At 46.9% G+C, this 15,232-nt stretch carries 12 protein-coding genes; 7 read left to right on the plus strand and 5 right to left on the minus strand.

The genetic code is table 11. From position 1 onward, the window contains the following. The first annotated feature begins 86 nt into the window (after window positions 1–86). The 3 genes from DXZ20_RS09640 (at window position 87) to DXZ20_RS09650 (ending at window position 4,457) form a co-directional block, all read left to right on the plus strand. Complete coding sequence (locus tag DXZ20_RS09640; protein WP_163697835.1) at window positions 87–2,315, plus strand: hypothetical protein; 2,229 nt, start codon at window positions 87–89, stop codon at window positions 2,313–2,315. Window positions 2,316–2,499: 184 nt separating this feature from the next. Continuing rightward, the gene (locus DXZ20_RS09645) at window positions 2,500–2,715 is read left to right on the plus strand and encodes a hypothetical protein (protein WP_036019430.1); all 216 of its coding nucleotides are present in this window, start codon (window positions 2,500–2,502) and stop codon (window positions 2,713–2,715) included. A gap of 287 nt (window positions 2,716–3,002) precedes the next feature. After that, entirely contained in the window at window positions 3,003–4,457 is a 1,455-nt protein-coding gene (locus tag DXZ20_RS09650) for a cation:proton antiporter (RefSeq protein WP_163664389.1), read from the plus strand. Between the two features lie 13 nt (window positions 4,458–4,470). Here the strand turns inward: DXZ20_RS09650 and DXZ20_RS09655 are convergent, their stop codons facing one another. After that, window positions 4,471–5,742 (minus strand): adenylate/guanylate cyclase domain-containing protein, encoded by a 1,272-nt coding sequence (locus DXZ20_RS09655; protein WP_163664391.1) that lies wholly within the window; start codon window positions 5,740–5,742, stop codon window positions 4,471–4,473. 891 nt (window positions 5,743–6,633) lie between these two features. Between DXZ20_RS09655 and guaD the strand changes: the two genes are divergently transcribed. Beyond that, window positions 6,634–7,977, plus strand: coding sequence for a guanine deaminase (gene guaD, locus DXZ20_RS09660; RefSeq protein ID WP_163697837.1), 1,344 nt, complete (start codon window positions 6,634–6,636; stop codon window positions 7,975–7,977). 196 nt (window positions 7,978–8,173) lie between these two features. Beyond that, entirely contained in the window at window positions 8,174–8,755 is a 582-nt protein-coding gene (locus DXZ20_RS09665) for a PAS domain-containing protein (protein ID WP_163697839.1), read from the plus strand. On the opposite strand, the gene DXZ20_RS09670 is transcribed toward DXZ20_RS09665, so the two are convergent. From DXZ20_RS09670 to DXZ20_RS09685, 4 genes are all read right to left on the minus strand, one after another. Continuing rightward, entirely contained in the window at window positions 8,747–8,995 is a 249-nt protein-coding gene (locus tag DXZ20_RS09670; protein ID WP_163664398.1) for a hypothetical protein, read from the minus strand. The two genes, DXZ20_RS09665 and DXZ20_RS09670, sit on opposite strands and share 9 nt — an antisense overlap. A gap of 222 nt (window positions 8,996–9,217) precedes the next feature. After that, a complete protein-coding gene (locus tag DXZ20_RS09675) occupies window positions 9,218–9,871 on the minus strand; it encodes a response regulator transcription factor (RefSeq protein ID WP_250564933.1) in 654 nt (217 codons plus the stop codon). A gap of 322 nt (window positions 9,872–10,193) precedes the next feature. Continuing rightward, the gene (locus tag DXZ20_RS09680) at window positions 10,194–11,162 is read right to left on the minus strand and encodes a sensor histidine kinase (protein ID WP_163664402.1); all 969 of its coding nucleotides are present in this window, start codon (window positions 11,160–11,162) and stop codon (window positions 10,194–10,196) included. A gap of 336 nt (window positions 11,163–11,498) precedes the next feature. After that, complete coding sequence (locus DXZ20_RS09685) at window positions 11,499–12,299, minus strand: pre-peptidase C-terminal domain-containing protein (protein WP_163664404.1); 801 nt, start codon at window positions 12,297–12,299, stop codon at window positions 11,499–11,501. 78 nt (window positions 12,300–12,377) lie between these two features. Here DXZ20_RS09685 and DXZ20_RS37350 point away from each other — a divergent pair, with 78 nt between their 5' ends. Then, window positions 12,378–12,776 carry a hypothetical protein gene (locus DXZ20_RS37350; protein ID WP_250565701.1) on the plus strand — a complete coding sequence of 133 codons (399 nt, stop codon included), beginning with the start codon at window positions 12,378–12,380 and terminating at the stop codon, window positions 12,774–12,776. A gap of 154 nt (window positions 12,777–12,930) precedes the next feature. Beyond that, a complete protein-coding gene (glgB, locus tag DXZ20_RS09695; protein ID WP_163664406.1) occupies window positions 12,931–15,231 on the plus strand; it encodes a 1,4-alpha-glucan branching enzyme in 2,301 nt (766 codons plus the stop codon). The last annotated feature ends 1 nt before the right edge of the window (window position 15,232 follow it).

Here is a 15,232-nt window from a genome sequence, read left to right on the forward strand (position 1 = left end):
TAGCCGCAATTGCACACTAGCTGAGCTAAGCAATTTGATTAACAAAATTAATCCAAGTACCCATATCCAAACGAGAAAAAATTATCATGACTGACCTCTTTGACTTAGAAAACACTGTTGCTAAAGCAAAGCAACAAGCATCCCCAAAAATTGCGGACTCACAGTCATATAATGGCGGTTCTTCCACACAGAATACTTCAGGCAATCGCTTACTGGCTGTGCAACAAGAGCTAGCAAGAACTCAACTGAGACAATCTCATTTCAAAGTCCACCAATCAGACAATATTTCTAGTCAGCTATCTTTACAAACAGGTCATGGAGAGATTAGCCGTTATAGTCCAGACAAAGGTGTAGGTGCAATCAAGCACAAAAGTCCAAAGAATGGCGAATTTATGGGCCTGAAAACAGTTAAGTTCAAAGATGATAATATATCTGGTGATAGGGAAAAGCTGATTAAAAAAGGCACACTAGTCAAATACAGAATTGAGACAACTAAGATCAAGTACGGAGATGCTAACGTTGTTGGTAAATCTCTCAAGATTGATACTGCCCAAATTGCTCAAAGGCTAGTGGGTAAGAATGGAATTATAATGTCACTTCCAGGCGATAGTAGCTCCGGTAAAATTAAGCAAACTAACGGTACTATAGTCAGCTTTAAATGGGAGAACCTTCTTAACGGTGGACAACTAAAAATAGAATACGACGACGCAAATACTCGACCTAATATCAGGAAATATACGCAGGTTAGCTATCGAGTTGATCCAGACTCCCCTAATAAAGTTGCTGGCAAAACTCTTGAGTTCCGCAATGCAATGGTACGCCTAAATGCTCTACCGATTTTACTTGAGAGGCAGACTCAATTAGAAAGATACCTGAGCCATACTCAAGGAGTTGGTTTCGAGTTGGAGTGCGCAGATTTTTATTTAAATGGCGTGAAAGGGGTTACGAATCATGACACGTATGGAGACCCCGTAATCAGCACAACCCACTTCGCTTCAAAAATTGATGAAGGACTGTCTCTGGTTAACGCTGCAGATCGTTTACCTGTGATTCAGGTCGTGTTGGAAGAGAGAAAAGGTGGAGCCGATCCGCATATAGAAGTCGTCACTGCTCCTTTCCACGAGCGAGGCCTTTTAAGGCAACTCAAAAACTACATTAACAATACTGTTCTCGCAACAGCCAACGGCAACACTGCTGGAACTTGGGCAGCAGCCATACCCACACCAGGCCCACAAATTACAACCTTGTACCACGCTGGTGGCCCTGCTGTCCCCGGTGTTTCAAACCAGGTGAATCTAGCCTGGCAGCAAGACCCAGGCTATCCAGTGATGTTTAATAATCTGCGGTTAGCGAAGAAGAAAGCTGGAGCGCGGCTTGTTCAGTGTAATGTGGATCTGTTTTTGGATCAATTTTATCTTGCACCAGCTTTCATCCGCTCCATGATTCATGGCAAGTCACATTTGAAATTCTATAATGCGGCCTGGCGAACGGTAGATGCCTGGAAGCATACCTATCAAAACTTGTTAAGACCCAATGATCCTCGCCATCATGTAGCTGGACTCCTCACCTATGCTTTATACCAAGCCTTTGCTGCACGAGCATACGGTGGCAATTCTAAAGAGTTTGTTCAACCGCTCATCAAGTGTGGCGTTGATGTCCTTGCCAGAGTGGGGTTAAATGCAGCTGAGCGAGGATTGCTTTTAGATATTGCTAACTTTGTGGTTAATGGCTATGATGCAGCTACATCAGCTGCAGGCGCTGCACCTGTGTTGGGAGCACTAGCAGCGCAAACAGCAAGGCGTAATGAGTTAATGACCCCGTTGAATAAGGAGCTTGAAGGAGCCTTCTCTGTGGACGAAGATGGCTTGGAAAAGGATGATTTAGAAGGGCCATTAGACGACGTCCGCTTTTCTTTCGCTACATGGTTTTTAGTCAAGCAGGAAGTTACAAAAATCATCTCCAACAATGTTGATCGAGGCAATGCAACTGACTTAGTCAGTTTATATCCGGGAGGCCCGACTAATGAACAGCTGAGAAATTCTGGGATAAACGATAACCAGGATCTTGACAACTGGATAGATGACATACAGATGACTGATTCAGGCGACAATCTCATTGATTTGTATGATTCTTCACGCAGAGTCAGGACATTAGGCGATAGTGTAGATTGGGATGGCGAAAGGAAGGGAGGTGCTACCACAGCTGGGAAGCATCTAAAGCCAAGATTGCATGTGGCTGCAAACAAAACAATAGTTGTGGTTGAGGTTAGAAAGAGCGAGGCAAAATTCAACAAGCGTATGTATCACAACTTGTAATCAAGATTAGCGCCTCCGTGGGAGTATCCGAATTTTTGTGTCAGTACGGGCAGCTTGCCTGCGCATCCCCGTCTGATCGAATGCCACCCAGAGGGTCGGTATCAAAAATTGACTACTCTCCCCTTGGGGGGGTGCTAATCTGCGCAACTCAGCCTACTGGCTGTCTACCTCTACTAGTCAGGTAATGATGATGCCCCAGACACCTCACCCTTTTGGTCGAGCTTTGGATATCGATCCCCTAGACGATCTCGACGACCTCACTGAATCCGACTTAGACTCAGCCGATGAATCCAAGTCTCCCGTGTTGCTCAACGGTATGAAAATCCTCTTTGATAAAGCCGTTCCTGTTTCTCCTGTCAATTTGTTACCAAAAATATCACACAGACGCGATCGCACATAGGGTAGGCATTGTTATCTTCTTATTCCTTGAGGACGCGGAAGCTTTAGACGGATTGAAAGGCTTCCAAAAAGCCTGCGTGAACAATCCTATTGTATGCGTTTGTCATGGCTGATAGTGCCTGAGAGGCGGTAGAGTCTGGGTTATGTGCATTGAGTATCCCTGTATATAACTGGCAAGCCATATAAGTCAAAATCAACCACAGGATGCAAAGGCCTAGTTTTTTGCATCGATACACCTTGCTGGTCCGTCCCATGCTATTCCTACAATAGGATGCCTTAAAAGAAAAAATGATAGTAAACCATGAAACCCTTAGCCTTATTTGGATTGCCCTGCCCTTATTTATAGGCTTCAGCATTTACCTGCTACCCAAATTAGATCGGGCTCTGGCCATTATCATTTCATTGGTTTCATTCGGCTATGGGTTCTGGCATGTGCTCAATCCGGACCCGGTAACGTTTCAACTATTAGATAACTTCGGCGTCAGCTTACTTATTGATGGTCTGAGCGGCTTCTTTATCCTTACCAATGCCGTTGTCACCACAGCGGTCATTCTCTACTGCTGGCAAAGTAACAAAGGCGCTTTCTTCTACACCCAAGCTATCATTTTGCACGGCAGCGTTAACGCCGTCTTTATTAGCGCAGATTTAATTAGCGTCTATGTTGCCCTAGAAGTCATCAGCATTGCCGGATTTTTGTTGATCGCCTACCCCCGCACTGACCGTTCCATTTGGGTAGGGCTGCGTTATCTATTTGTCAGTAATACGGCCATGCTGTTTTACTTGCTCGGGGCTGTGCTGGTCTATCAAACCAATAATTCCTTTGCCTTCACTGGGTTGGCAAACGCTTCAGCAGAGGCCATTGCCCTCATTTTTATCGGCCTTTTAACCAAAGGCGGCATCTTTGTTTCAGGGCTGTGGCTACCGCTCACCCACTCTGAATCGGAATCACCCATATCCGCTCTGCTGTCAGGCGTCGTGGTCAAAACCGGTGTCTTTCCCCTCGTCCGGTTTGCACTCATGTTGCCTGAGATTGACACTATCGTTCGTTTCTTTGGTGTGGCAACCGCGCTTTTAGGTGTGGGCTACGCTGTATTTTCGAAAGATACCAAGCGTATCCTGGCATTTCATACCGTTTCTCAGCTCGGGTTTATCTTGGCGGCACCAGCTGTAGGTGGCTTTTATGCCCTCACCCATGGCTTGGTAAAATCAGCCCTTTTCCTGATTACGGGCAAGTTGTCCAGTCGCGACATTAAGGTACTGAAGAAAAACCCCATCCCCACGTCTATATGGGTAGCGTTAGCCATCGCCAGTTTTTCCATCTCAGGTTTTCCCTTACTGGCAGGGTTTGGCGCTAAAGTACTGACTTCTAAGAATCTGGTGCCCTGGCAAGTGATCGGCATGAATATTGCAGCCTTAGGCACAGCCATCTCATTTGCCAAGTTTATCTTTTTGCCCCATGTTCATAATTCGGAAAAATCCGAAAATAGCCCCAATGCAGGTTTTTGGTCAGCCCTGGTAATATTGCTGGGCGGATTGGTGTTGGCAAATGGCCTTTATTATGAAGCTTACAGTTTGAAAAATGTTGTCAAACCCCTGATCACCATTGCAGCTGGTTGGCTAGCGTACTTGCTAATTTTTCAAAAGCTATCGATCAAATTTCCCCGTGTACCTGAGCAGTTTGACCATTTGATTGGGACCATGAGCCTGATGTTAACCTTCCTGTTTTGGATGGTGCTGGCATAAGTGTGGGCTGAATCTACTTCTGCGTAAACTCCCAAATGCCTTGCCAGTCGTCGGGAAGTCCCTGTTTTTGTAGCAGCTGCAACCGCTCTAGATAAAGCTGCACCGTCTTATCGGTGGGGTTCGCTTGGCAAACCTGTTCAAAACAGGCCTGGGCTTTGGTTAGCTGGCCCTGTTGATAAAAATTTAGAGCCTCTAAATATTGAGGTAGGGTTTTGAGCTTGTGGGCTCGCAGGGTCTTTTCTTCGGCATCCAGCACTTCGTAGACAGTAATGGGGGTGTGCCGACCTTTGACAATGGCACGATCAATCAGGCGCACTGGGTAGCGATCGCAATCCGTCAGCTTCCGCAGAACATCTTCTGAAACCAGCAACTGAACGCCATAGTATTTGGTGAGTCCCTCCAGTCGGGCTGTGAGGTTCACATTGTCAGATAAGGCATCCCCTTGCATGCGATGGCTCTCACCCACAATGCCCACCATCATGCGCCCCACGTGAATACCCATGCCTACACTTAGGGGGATATGACCATGGGCCCGGCGATGTTGGTTATAGTCTCGCAATCGCTGGGCCTGGGCAATGCAGGCCTGCAGCGCATCATCCACCCCATCTGGGAAAACGGCCATTAAGCCATCGCCCATGTATTTCATAATCAGACCGTTGTGATTAGCAATTTCTGGGCTAACGTATCCCAAATAGGTATTGATAAAATTAAAGTTTTCCTGGGGTGTCATGGTCTCAGCCAGGGTAGTAAAGCCACGAATATCGGAAAACAAAATGGCCATTTCTTTGCTGACGTGATCCCCTAGCTGTAGATCAATCACGCTCTCTTTTTGTAAAAAATGCAACAGTTCCTGAGGAACAAAGCGACTGTACGCCTGCAATAGTTGTTCTAAATGTTGGTTAGTCTCCACCAATGTTTGTTCATGGTGTTTGACGGCTAACACTGTTTCTGTAAATACCTTGGCTAGATTACCTAGCTCATCATCACGCTGGGCAATTTTTTCTAAGTGTTGGGAGGTAAACACATTTTGTTGAACTGCTGCCGCTGCTGAGGTAACAATTTTCACCTGGTCAATGTAGCCCAGCATTTCCCGCTTTTGTTGATTGAGCGAATTTTCCAGCACGGTGGAATGTTCGGTCACAATATTAGCTAAGGCCTCTAAACTGTCACGTTCGCTCTGGACGAGCGCTAGTAAATCACGCAATCGCTTATTTTCTGCGGCAAGCTGTTGCAGCGATTGGCCGTCAAGGGCGTGATCATCAGAGTTAGAGGAAAGAACATTCATAGGGGAGAGCAGCACCTTTAGCCATGTTTACATGGATGCTAAAAAAATCCAGGAGTATTTACATAAGGACGACTCAGCCATTTGGCGGATTAGTCATGAATGCCAGATCATGGGGGTCGCAAAATACCTTATCGCACAGTGGAGCTACCTGGATCATTAGGGACCATGGTCCCATAGCGGAACACAGGCGTAGACCTTGGGAGTCCTATAAAGGGCGTTCCTTAAACAATCTAACGTGGTGCCCTGAATTCGCCAATTTAGAACCGGTACGGTGATGATGCGATCGCACAGTGGTTTGAATCAGCAGTGAACCTAAGGTAATAAATGGCACTGGGCTATCTATTTCTTAGTATTTTTTCCAGAGACGGAAAACTCAGACAGTCAATTAATATTAATCTCAGGGTAATCGACGGTTCGTTTGCTCAGCCACGATAGCTGTCCCTGATCAGCCATGGTGATGGGCATAGTGCTTAGGAAGGAGCCAAAATCAAACGTACGATTAACCTTGGGACATTCCTGGTAAAGAAGCCATCAGTTATCCAGGCCCCCTGTTAGGGGGAAAACTCCGGTCCTCCCCCTTGGTAAGGGGGAGTTAGAGGGGGTGATGCAATCTTCATCGCCATTTTCGATCACTTGTGTGTACACCGTAGCTTCCGTAAGGGGGGCCTTCAACCGATATAGTCTGTTCGAGAAAACCCCTTACAGAATAGTGGGGAGGGACCTGAAACCATGGTTTTACCCACATCATCTAAGTCAGAATTCTTTGGTCAGTTCGTTAGTGAGCTACAGGAAAAAAATCTGTATTGTTTTATGAGAGTGGAGAGTAGAGATTGGGGTTCTGGGGACAGGATATGATGAGGTGGCTTATTCCTTAGTTTCTCTTTCTAGTCAATGTCTGCTTCAGATGGTCAGTCAGGTTGGTCCCTGCTCAAGGGTATTCGTGGGTCGTTTTTAGATTTTATTGACGATCCCTTTTATCAGCCCGAGACAGACAGCGTTCGCTATATAGCCGATGGGCTACTGGTACTGGATAATGGCAAGATCAAGGATTTTGGCCATTATGCTGACATAAAAGCTAAATATGGAGATATTTCAATCATTGAATATGCCAATCGACTGATTATGCCGGGTTTTATCGATACCCACATCCACTATCCCCAAACTGGCATGATTGCCGCCTACGGAGAGCAACTCTTAGAATGGCTCAATCAATATACCTTTCCGACAGAAAGCAAATTTAAGGATAAGGCCTACGCCCGAGAGGTGGCTGAGATTTTCTTGAATGAGCTGTTGCGCAACGGTACCACAACAGCCCTGGTCTTTGCCTGTGTTTTTCCACAATCTGTTGATGCCTTTTTTGAAGCCGCAGAGCGTCGTAATCTTTGTATGATTGCCGGTAAGGTGATGATGGATCGCAATGCGCCTGAAGTGCTTTGTGACACAGCAGAATCATCCTATCAAGAGACTAAAGCGCTGATCCAAAAGTGGCATAAACGAGGTCGGTTACATTATGCAGTCACCCCTCGATTTGCCGTCACCTCGACCGATGAACAACTGCGCTTAGCTGGGAAGCTCTTAGCAGAATTTCCAGATGTTTATCTCCACACCCATTTGTCTGAGAATGTGGATGAAGTGGCCTGGGTAAAACAGCTTTTCCCTGATTATGAGGGGTATCTGGATACCTATGATCAGGCCGGTTTAGTTAAGGAGCGTTCGGTTTTTGCCCATGGGGTGCAGCTAACCGATAAAGAATTTAAACGTCTGGCAGAGGCTAAATCCGCCGTTTCTTTTTGCCCCACATCTAACCTGTTTCTTGGCAGTGGTTTGTTCAAAATCGAACAGGCCAAGTCAAAAGAGTATCCTGTCAAAGTAGGGCTGGGAACAGATGTAGGGGCAGGCACAAGCTTTTCAATGTTGCAAACGGCGAATGAAGCCTACAAAGTCGCCCAATTGCGTCGTCAAAAGCTGTCTCCTTTTAAAGCATTGTTCTTAGCGACCTTAGGTGGTGCCAGGGCGCTCTGCCTGGATGACGTCCTGGGTAATTTTGACATTGGTAAAGCTGCAGATTTTATTGTGCTGAATCCACGGGCCACACCGCTAATGGCCTTTCGTAATGCGTCTGAGGCCCCCAGTAATCTTCAAGAACTGGCCGATCGCACGTTTTCACTGATCATGATGGGGGACGATCGGGTGGTCGAGGCAACTTACATCTTAGGAGAACGGGTTTCAATCTGATTTGCCGTTACTGATTTAGGCCACCCATGGATTAGCGAATGTTTACAGCCAGTTGTCCACCCAAATATAGGGAGCCCAGAAAGGGTAATTTGTGTGCTTTTGATTAAGCCAGTCATAAGGTACGTAATTTTCCACTTTTGGAAAGTATCTGACCATCAGGTCCTTTACAGTACCAGTAGTTATTCTTATTCGAGTTATGTCAGATAGTGATCCAGTCCCTCACGCTGTCGATGTTTCAGATCAACAGGCTGTGTTAGAACATCGATTGTCAGAGCTAGAACAGGAAAAAAATGACCTACAGCTGATGCTGGATATGGCCCTTGAACACTCGGATACCCTTTTAGATACCCTACGAGAAGAAAATCAAAAGCTGGTGCTACAACTGGAGCATGCTACAGGCTTAACTGATTTTGAAGAAGCGCATAAAAATCAGTCAATAGAACAGTTTCAGCTTGTTGCAGAAGCGTTGCCAGTGGGGTTAATGATCGCTCGCCTTGTGGATGGGCATATTGTTTATGGCAATCCGACCATCTGTCAGTTTCTAGGAGTTTCTGTCGAACAGTTAGGGCAACAGAAAATAACAGATTTCTGTTCTGACCCAGGGGACTCTCAGCAGCTAATCATGGCCATGGTTAAGCAGCACACATTCAGTGGTCAATTCCGCTGGGCACAGCCTGATGGTAGCTCTCTTGATGCAACGGTTTCGCTTCAACCGTTTATCTTCAAAGATGAACAAACTATCCTTACTGTTATTCAGCCTGCAACAACATTAAGCTAGCAGCAGTCCAGGTCGCCACAGATTGGCTCGACACACAAAGGCACTGTAGTGACAAATTAACTGGCGTTGCAGTTCTTGAGGTTGACATTGGGCAATGTCGTACTTTGCGATCGCAACCGCAATTGATCGCGCATGTTGCTTGGGAATACCAATGTGGATCAGTTGTTGCCAATAGCTAGAACCCACTTCCTTAATCTTGAGAAACTGTTTGCACTCTGCTGACGTTTGAGGCACTGGCATGGTTGAATCTCCCTAGAAACACACTTGGTTTAAATCTCTTGCTTTGCGGAACAATGATGGGTTGAGTGCAAGTTCGTCAGCCGTAGGCTGTATTGCTCAACCTAAGTGTGGCTTAATTCAATGGAAAAATCTTTCCTTGGGTGGCAATTCGGACATCTGTTTTTTCCAAATTTGGCAATTTATAGTCCATCGTCAAACAGCGACGATGTGCCCCCGTAGCAATTAATGAATCAAGCCTATTTTGCGAGCTTCAATCTCAATTTGTACCTTTAGATCTTTGTCAGGCTCATCACCAATTAGCAAAGCATCCTGAATACGCACCCAATAGTTGCGAATGGTGCGATCGCTAGTGCCCATGCGTTTAGCCACAGCCTTATCCGTCAGCCCTTCCTGAAACCTGAGCTGCAGCAGTTCCAACCATTTAGGATGAAACTCCGGTCGTGACTTTACCTTTTGGGGTAAATACACCGACCCCCGCATCGCAAAATCAATATAGTTAAGCATCTCCTGTAGCGGCAAAGACTTATCCATGGCAGCAAAGCCCCCCTCATAGCCTTTAATCATGCTCTTCAACCGCACCAGAGGATTAATATCCGTACTAAGCACCGCAATGTTCGGAGCTAGGGTGCTGGTCAATAATTTCTCCACGAGTTTAAGACCCACCTCTGGGGTAGCCACCTCACCGGATGCATGGGGAATGCTCAGATCAACCACCATCAGCCCAGGTTGTACCTGTTGCATCTTCTGAATCGCCGCCCCATAGTCTTGGGCCGTAAAAATATCTGCCCAGGGATAGGCCTTTTGTAAAGCAGGCACCGTACCCTGCAACACAGCTTCATGGTCATCAACGACCAAAAAACATTGCTTTCTTGACATGTCTTCGCCTAAATCCATAGTGTTGCCCGATGGTATTTGGCATCACCATACTGGAGTAGAAAGGTGGGTGCAGCAAAACTGACAGCAAATTTTACCTATCTAGCAAGCCACAACCTCCATTTCCTACCCCATAAGCAAGACGATGCCCTGTGATGGAGTTACGTTCTAAAGCAAGAAAACTCAAAGATCAGAATTTCCAAGATTAGCAACCTAAAAACCAAAAACCAAGAACCAAGAACCAAGAACGAAAAACCAAAAACCAAAAACCAAAAACCAAGAACCAAAAACCAAAAACCAAGAACCAAGAACCAAGAACCAAGAACTAAGACGGCCAAACCAACTCACACCACATCCCCTGGGGCACATTACATCGGCGCTGGAATTTCCCAGACAGAGATTTAGCCAGTCGTTGGGCTTGATGCGTGCCCTGCTGGTCAGATGTGGAGAGCCCTTTTTCCTCAGTAAGGCCCTGGCCATTGTCCACAATGCTCAGATAGTGGCTATCTTGATGGCGTTCACACAGCACATCTAATCGGGTTGTACCTAAGGCATGTTTACCCACATTACATAGGGCCTCTTGCAAAAACAGACAGAGGCCTCGTTTCTGGTCCAGGGATAAGGCTGCCGTCGTCAGCGAGCTAAAGTCTGGCGTGATCTGAAACAGAATGGTCTTAAACCCAGGAAAGTCTCTTTCTAAGGTATGTTCAAAGGTTTGCAATAGTAGCCCCGGTAAATCTTCACTCAGGTCTAAGGTCAAGCCACCTTCTAGACAAAGAACTTCATGATGATTATCCACAGCCCCCCGCATGGATTGATAGATGCCCCGCAGATCGGTATTGACTTTTTGGAGTTGCGATCGCAACTGTTCATCCGAAAACGAACTAATATCCGTCCGTAGCAGAACCGCTAATTCTTGCAATGGACCATTGTGCACTGCCTCGTAGGTCCGTTCGATGGTGAGCGAACGCTGCTCTAAAACCTGCCGGGCCAACGCCATCGCTTCTTCCTGCGCCTGCTGACGCTCAGCAATCTCCCGAGCCAAATTCTGATTCGCCGCTTCCAACTCGGCGGTGCGCTGTTTCACCCGCTCTTCTAATACACCATTCAACTCCCTGACATGGCGTTCAGCCAACTGTAGCTCATGCTCCAATAGGGTGGAATGCTCCACAACCGTATCGAGCATGATCTCTGCATCGTGCTTTTGAGCCTCTAACGCCTGTAGTTTCTGGGTTAAATCCTTAACCAACACCAATAGGTCGTCACGGCTAGCATCCTCAAAAGATGAAGGCATAGGCATCTAAACGGGCCAGCGTCACAGCAAGCTAACACCTACATTACCAATACCGAGAAATATAGTGGTTGTGCACCGCCTAAACACTCGCTTTACTGCCCCTGCCGAGTTTTTCCTCAAAACCTAACCATCTACGCCAGCAACCACCATAGACCGGCATATCCAGTAAAAATTAAGACAAAAAAAATCCCTCAGCATTAACTGTGAGGGATATGTCAAGGTTCATCTACTCATTCACACTTTCTTAAAGACCCATAGCCATCCGGAAAGTTTTGACCATTGTGTAAAGAAATCGCCAATTTTCAATAAATCCAAAAAAATTGAAGTGTATTGATGCTACTGACCGGCACCATCCAATGAACCCTCAGGCGTCTGACCAGACCGGACAAATTCTGCCTGTTCGAGAATCAGCGAAGCAAAGTCCCCTTGCCCGTTCGCCCCATAAAGCTGAGCTGCTTTTTCATAGTTATCCACAATGTCTGCCCGAACGTCTGTCGGCAAACTGCCAGGCCCCGCAAACGATTCACCTTGCAATAACGCCTGTTGACGTAGCAAAGCATCAGCTCGACCCAAATAGGCATTTGGATCCTCAGGCATTAGAACGATGGCTGCCGAATAGGCCTCAGCCGCCTCACCATAGTCCTCAGACTGCATTAACTCTAATGCCCGATCATAAACCAGCTGATAGTCAGAAGCAGATTTGACCGAGAGGCGATAATTCCCCCCAAACTGTCCATAGAACGAGCCTGCTAGCAATGTATATTCACCATCTTCAGGCAACTCTGCCACAATCGTTGCCTGGGGAGTCCCGTTATAGTCATCATTCTGTTCCAGAATTTCCCCAGCTGGATTTAATAGCGTGACAAACGTATCAAACTCCTCGCTCACCATCTCGATAATGATGGCTTGACCGGCTTCAGCCGTAAACGTATAAGTATCTTGCTGCGGTTGAAACTCAACCTGCTGCTCGTCAAGCAGGGTTTGAGCCGCAACCGGGGTAGCTACAGCCGTACACACCACTAAGGCTGTCCCCGCGTAGATTGCCCGTTGAGCCAGTTTCAATAATCTACCGAGTCGTCCACTAGACTCGCGATGTATCTGACGACCCATTAAACTGAGTATGAAAAAGCTAGGCATAGAACTCCTTAGCGCTGCCCACAGCAGCAATTATGATTAGTAATGCATCACGATAGCGGAAATTTTCCATCTAAACCCATGGTGCCCTGGCAAAAAATCTTAGGTATTAGCATCAGCTGTCTCGGACTCTGGTCTCACCTCAGCACTAATGGATTAGCACAATCCATTAGTCCAGCTATCATGCCCGCTGACGAGCAGCCTGTAGCAAATCCTGCTACCACTTCGGGAGTCAATATAGACCAAATTGTGCTGCCCCCCGCTGACGATGTGCCAGAAGAAATATTGAGGACTGAAATTATCTTTGAAGCCCGCTCTCCATTAGATGGCGCTCCCCTATCACCCGCTGACTACGCCCAACTCCATTCAGAGCTCGCCACACGCCAAACCGTCCTCACCCTCAATTCTGACATTCGCTTCATCATTCTGCTATTGCAGGCCCGCCGTGCCTTTAAACCAGTGATTCCGTTTTTGCCATAGGGATACTTTTCTCAGAAAACAGATCTTTCGTAACAAGCATTTGTTGTTACGTTCTGTTAACCTAACTTCATAGTCTTTGCTCACACAAAGGCATTAAGAACCACCCTCTCTTTAAAAGCACGTTTTTATATACGGTTATTAGGTTTAGATTTCTATGGCACTTACAACGGCCCCAGAGCAAATTGACCGGATTGTTGGCAATTATCACCATAATCCTTTTGACGTTCTCGGTCCCCATCGCATTCAGATAGATGGCAAAGATGTATGGACGGTTCGTGCCTATTTACCCAAAGCTGAGTCTGCCTGGGTCATCATGCCTGATAGCCGTCAGGCAGTGTCGATGACTAACGAGCATCACGGTGATTTCTTTGAATGCATCCTGGACGTTGATGATTTAGCGAGCTATCAGCTTCGCTATGAAGCGGACGGCCACGAGCATGTGATTTACGATCCCTATGCCTTCCGGTCTCCCTTAGTTACTGAATACGATGCTCATCTATTTGGTGAAGGTAATCACCACCGGATTTACGAGAAACTAGGGGCACACCCCACCACCATTGATGATGTTACAGGCATTTATTTTGCCGTGTGGGCACCCAACGCTCGTAATGTATCGATTTTAGGAGACTTTAACGACTGGGACGGTCGCCAACACCAGATGAATATTGGCCATGGCGGCATTTGGGGCTTATTTATTCCAGAACTGACCGTCGGTGCCCACTATAAGTACGAAATTAAAAACCACGAGGGACACATTTACGAAAAGTCCGACCCCTATGGGTTTCAGCAGGAAGTTCGTCCCAAAACAGCGTCCATTGTAGCTGATCTCAACAGTTATGGATGGCAGGATGACGCCTGGATGGAACAACGCCGTCATCAGGAACCCTTATCTCAACCCATTTCGGTGTATGAATTGCATCTGGGTTCTTGGATGCATGAATCTTCTAACAATCCTGCTCTACAGCCAGACGGGACTGAATCACCGGTTGTAACCGTTGCAGACCTTAAACCCGGAGCCCGTTTTCTCACCTATCGAGAACTCGCCGATCGCTTAATTCCCTACATCAAAGAATTGGGATTCACCCACATTGAGCTATTACCCATAGCTGAGCATCCATTTGATGGATCCTGGGGCTATCAGGTCACAGGTTATTATGCCGCCACCTCTCGCTATGGCTCTCCCGAAGATTTGATGTACTTCATCGACCAGTGTCACCAAAACGGTATTGGGGTGCTGGTGGATTGGGTGCCAGGTCACTTCCCCAAGGATGGCCACGGTTTGGCATTCTTTGATGGCACTCATCTTTATGAGCATGCTGACCCCCGTAAAGGCGAACACAAGGAATGGGGCACTCTGGTCTTCAACTATGGCCGCAATGAGGTGCGCAATTTCTTGGTGGCTAATGCCCTATTTTGGTTTGACAAATACCACATTGATGGCATTCGCGTAGACGCCGTAGCGTCCATGCTCTATTTGGACTACAACCGTAAATCAGGTGAGTGGGTTGCCAATGAATACGGCGGTCGTGAAAACATTGAAGCTGCCGATTGTTTACGCCAGACAAACCATCTACTGTTTAGCTATTATCCCGGTATTCTCTCCATTGCAGAAGAGTCTACCTCCTGGCCGATGGTGTCTTGGCCCACTTATGTAGGCGGTCTTGGCTTTAACCTCAAATGGAATATGGGCTGGATGCATGACATGCTGGACTACTTCAGCATGGACCCCTGGTTCCGTCAGTTCCACCAAAACAACGTCACCTTCAGTATCTGGTACGCCTTTAGTGAGAACTTTATGCTAGCCCTGTCCCACGACGAAGTGGTGCATGGCAAGAGCAACATGATTGGCAAAATGCCCGGTGACGAGTGGCAAAAGCACGCTAACATGCGCTGTCTCTACACCTATATGTTTATGCATCCAGGTAAGAAGACCTTGTTCATGGGCATGGAGTTTGGCCAATGGAGCGAATGGAATGTCTGGGGTGATCTGGAATGGCACCTGCTACAGTATCAACCTCACAAAGAACTAAAGGCATTTTTTGAGCAGCTCAACACCACCTATCGGAGTGAGCCCGCCCTCTACACTCAAGACTTTGACCAACAAGGGTTTGAATGGATTGACTGTAGTGATAACAGACACAGTGTTGTGGCCTTTATCCGTCGGGCTAAGGATAGCGATGAATTTATCGTTGTTGTCTGTAACTTTACGCCTCAGCCCCATAGCCACTACCGAGTTGGTGTACCTGCCAAAGGTTACTATCGCGAAGTGTTTAATAGCGATGCCCGCGAATTTGGTGGTAGCAACATGGGCAATCTAGGCGGCAAGTGGTCCGAAGATTGGGCTTATCACAATCGGGCCTATTCGTTAGATTTGACCTTGCCTCCGTTGGCAACGGTTGTGTTTAAGCTGGATCCCGCAAGAACGTCTTCCGCAGCCTTGTCTGGATTTGTATAAA

This window comes from Adonisia turfae CCMR0081 (assembly GCF_011009555.1).
Lineage (GTDB): Bacteria > Cyanobacteriota > Cyanobacteriia > Phormidesmidales > Phormidesmidaceae > Leptothoe > Leptothoe turfae.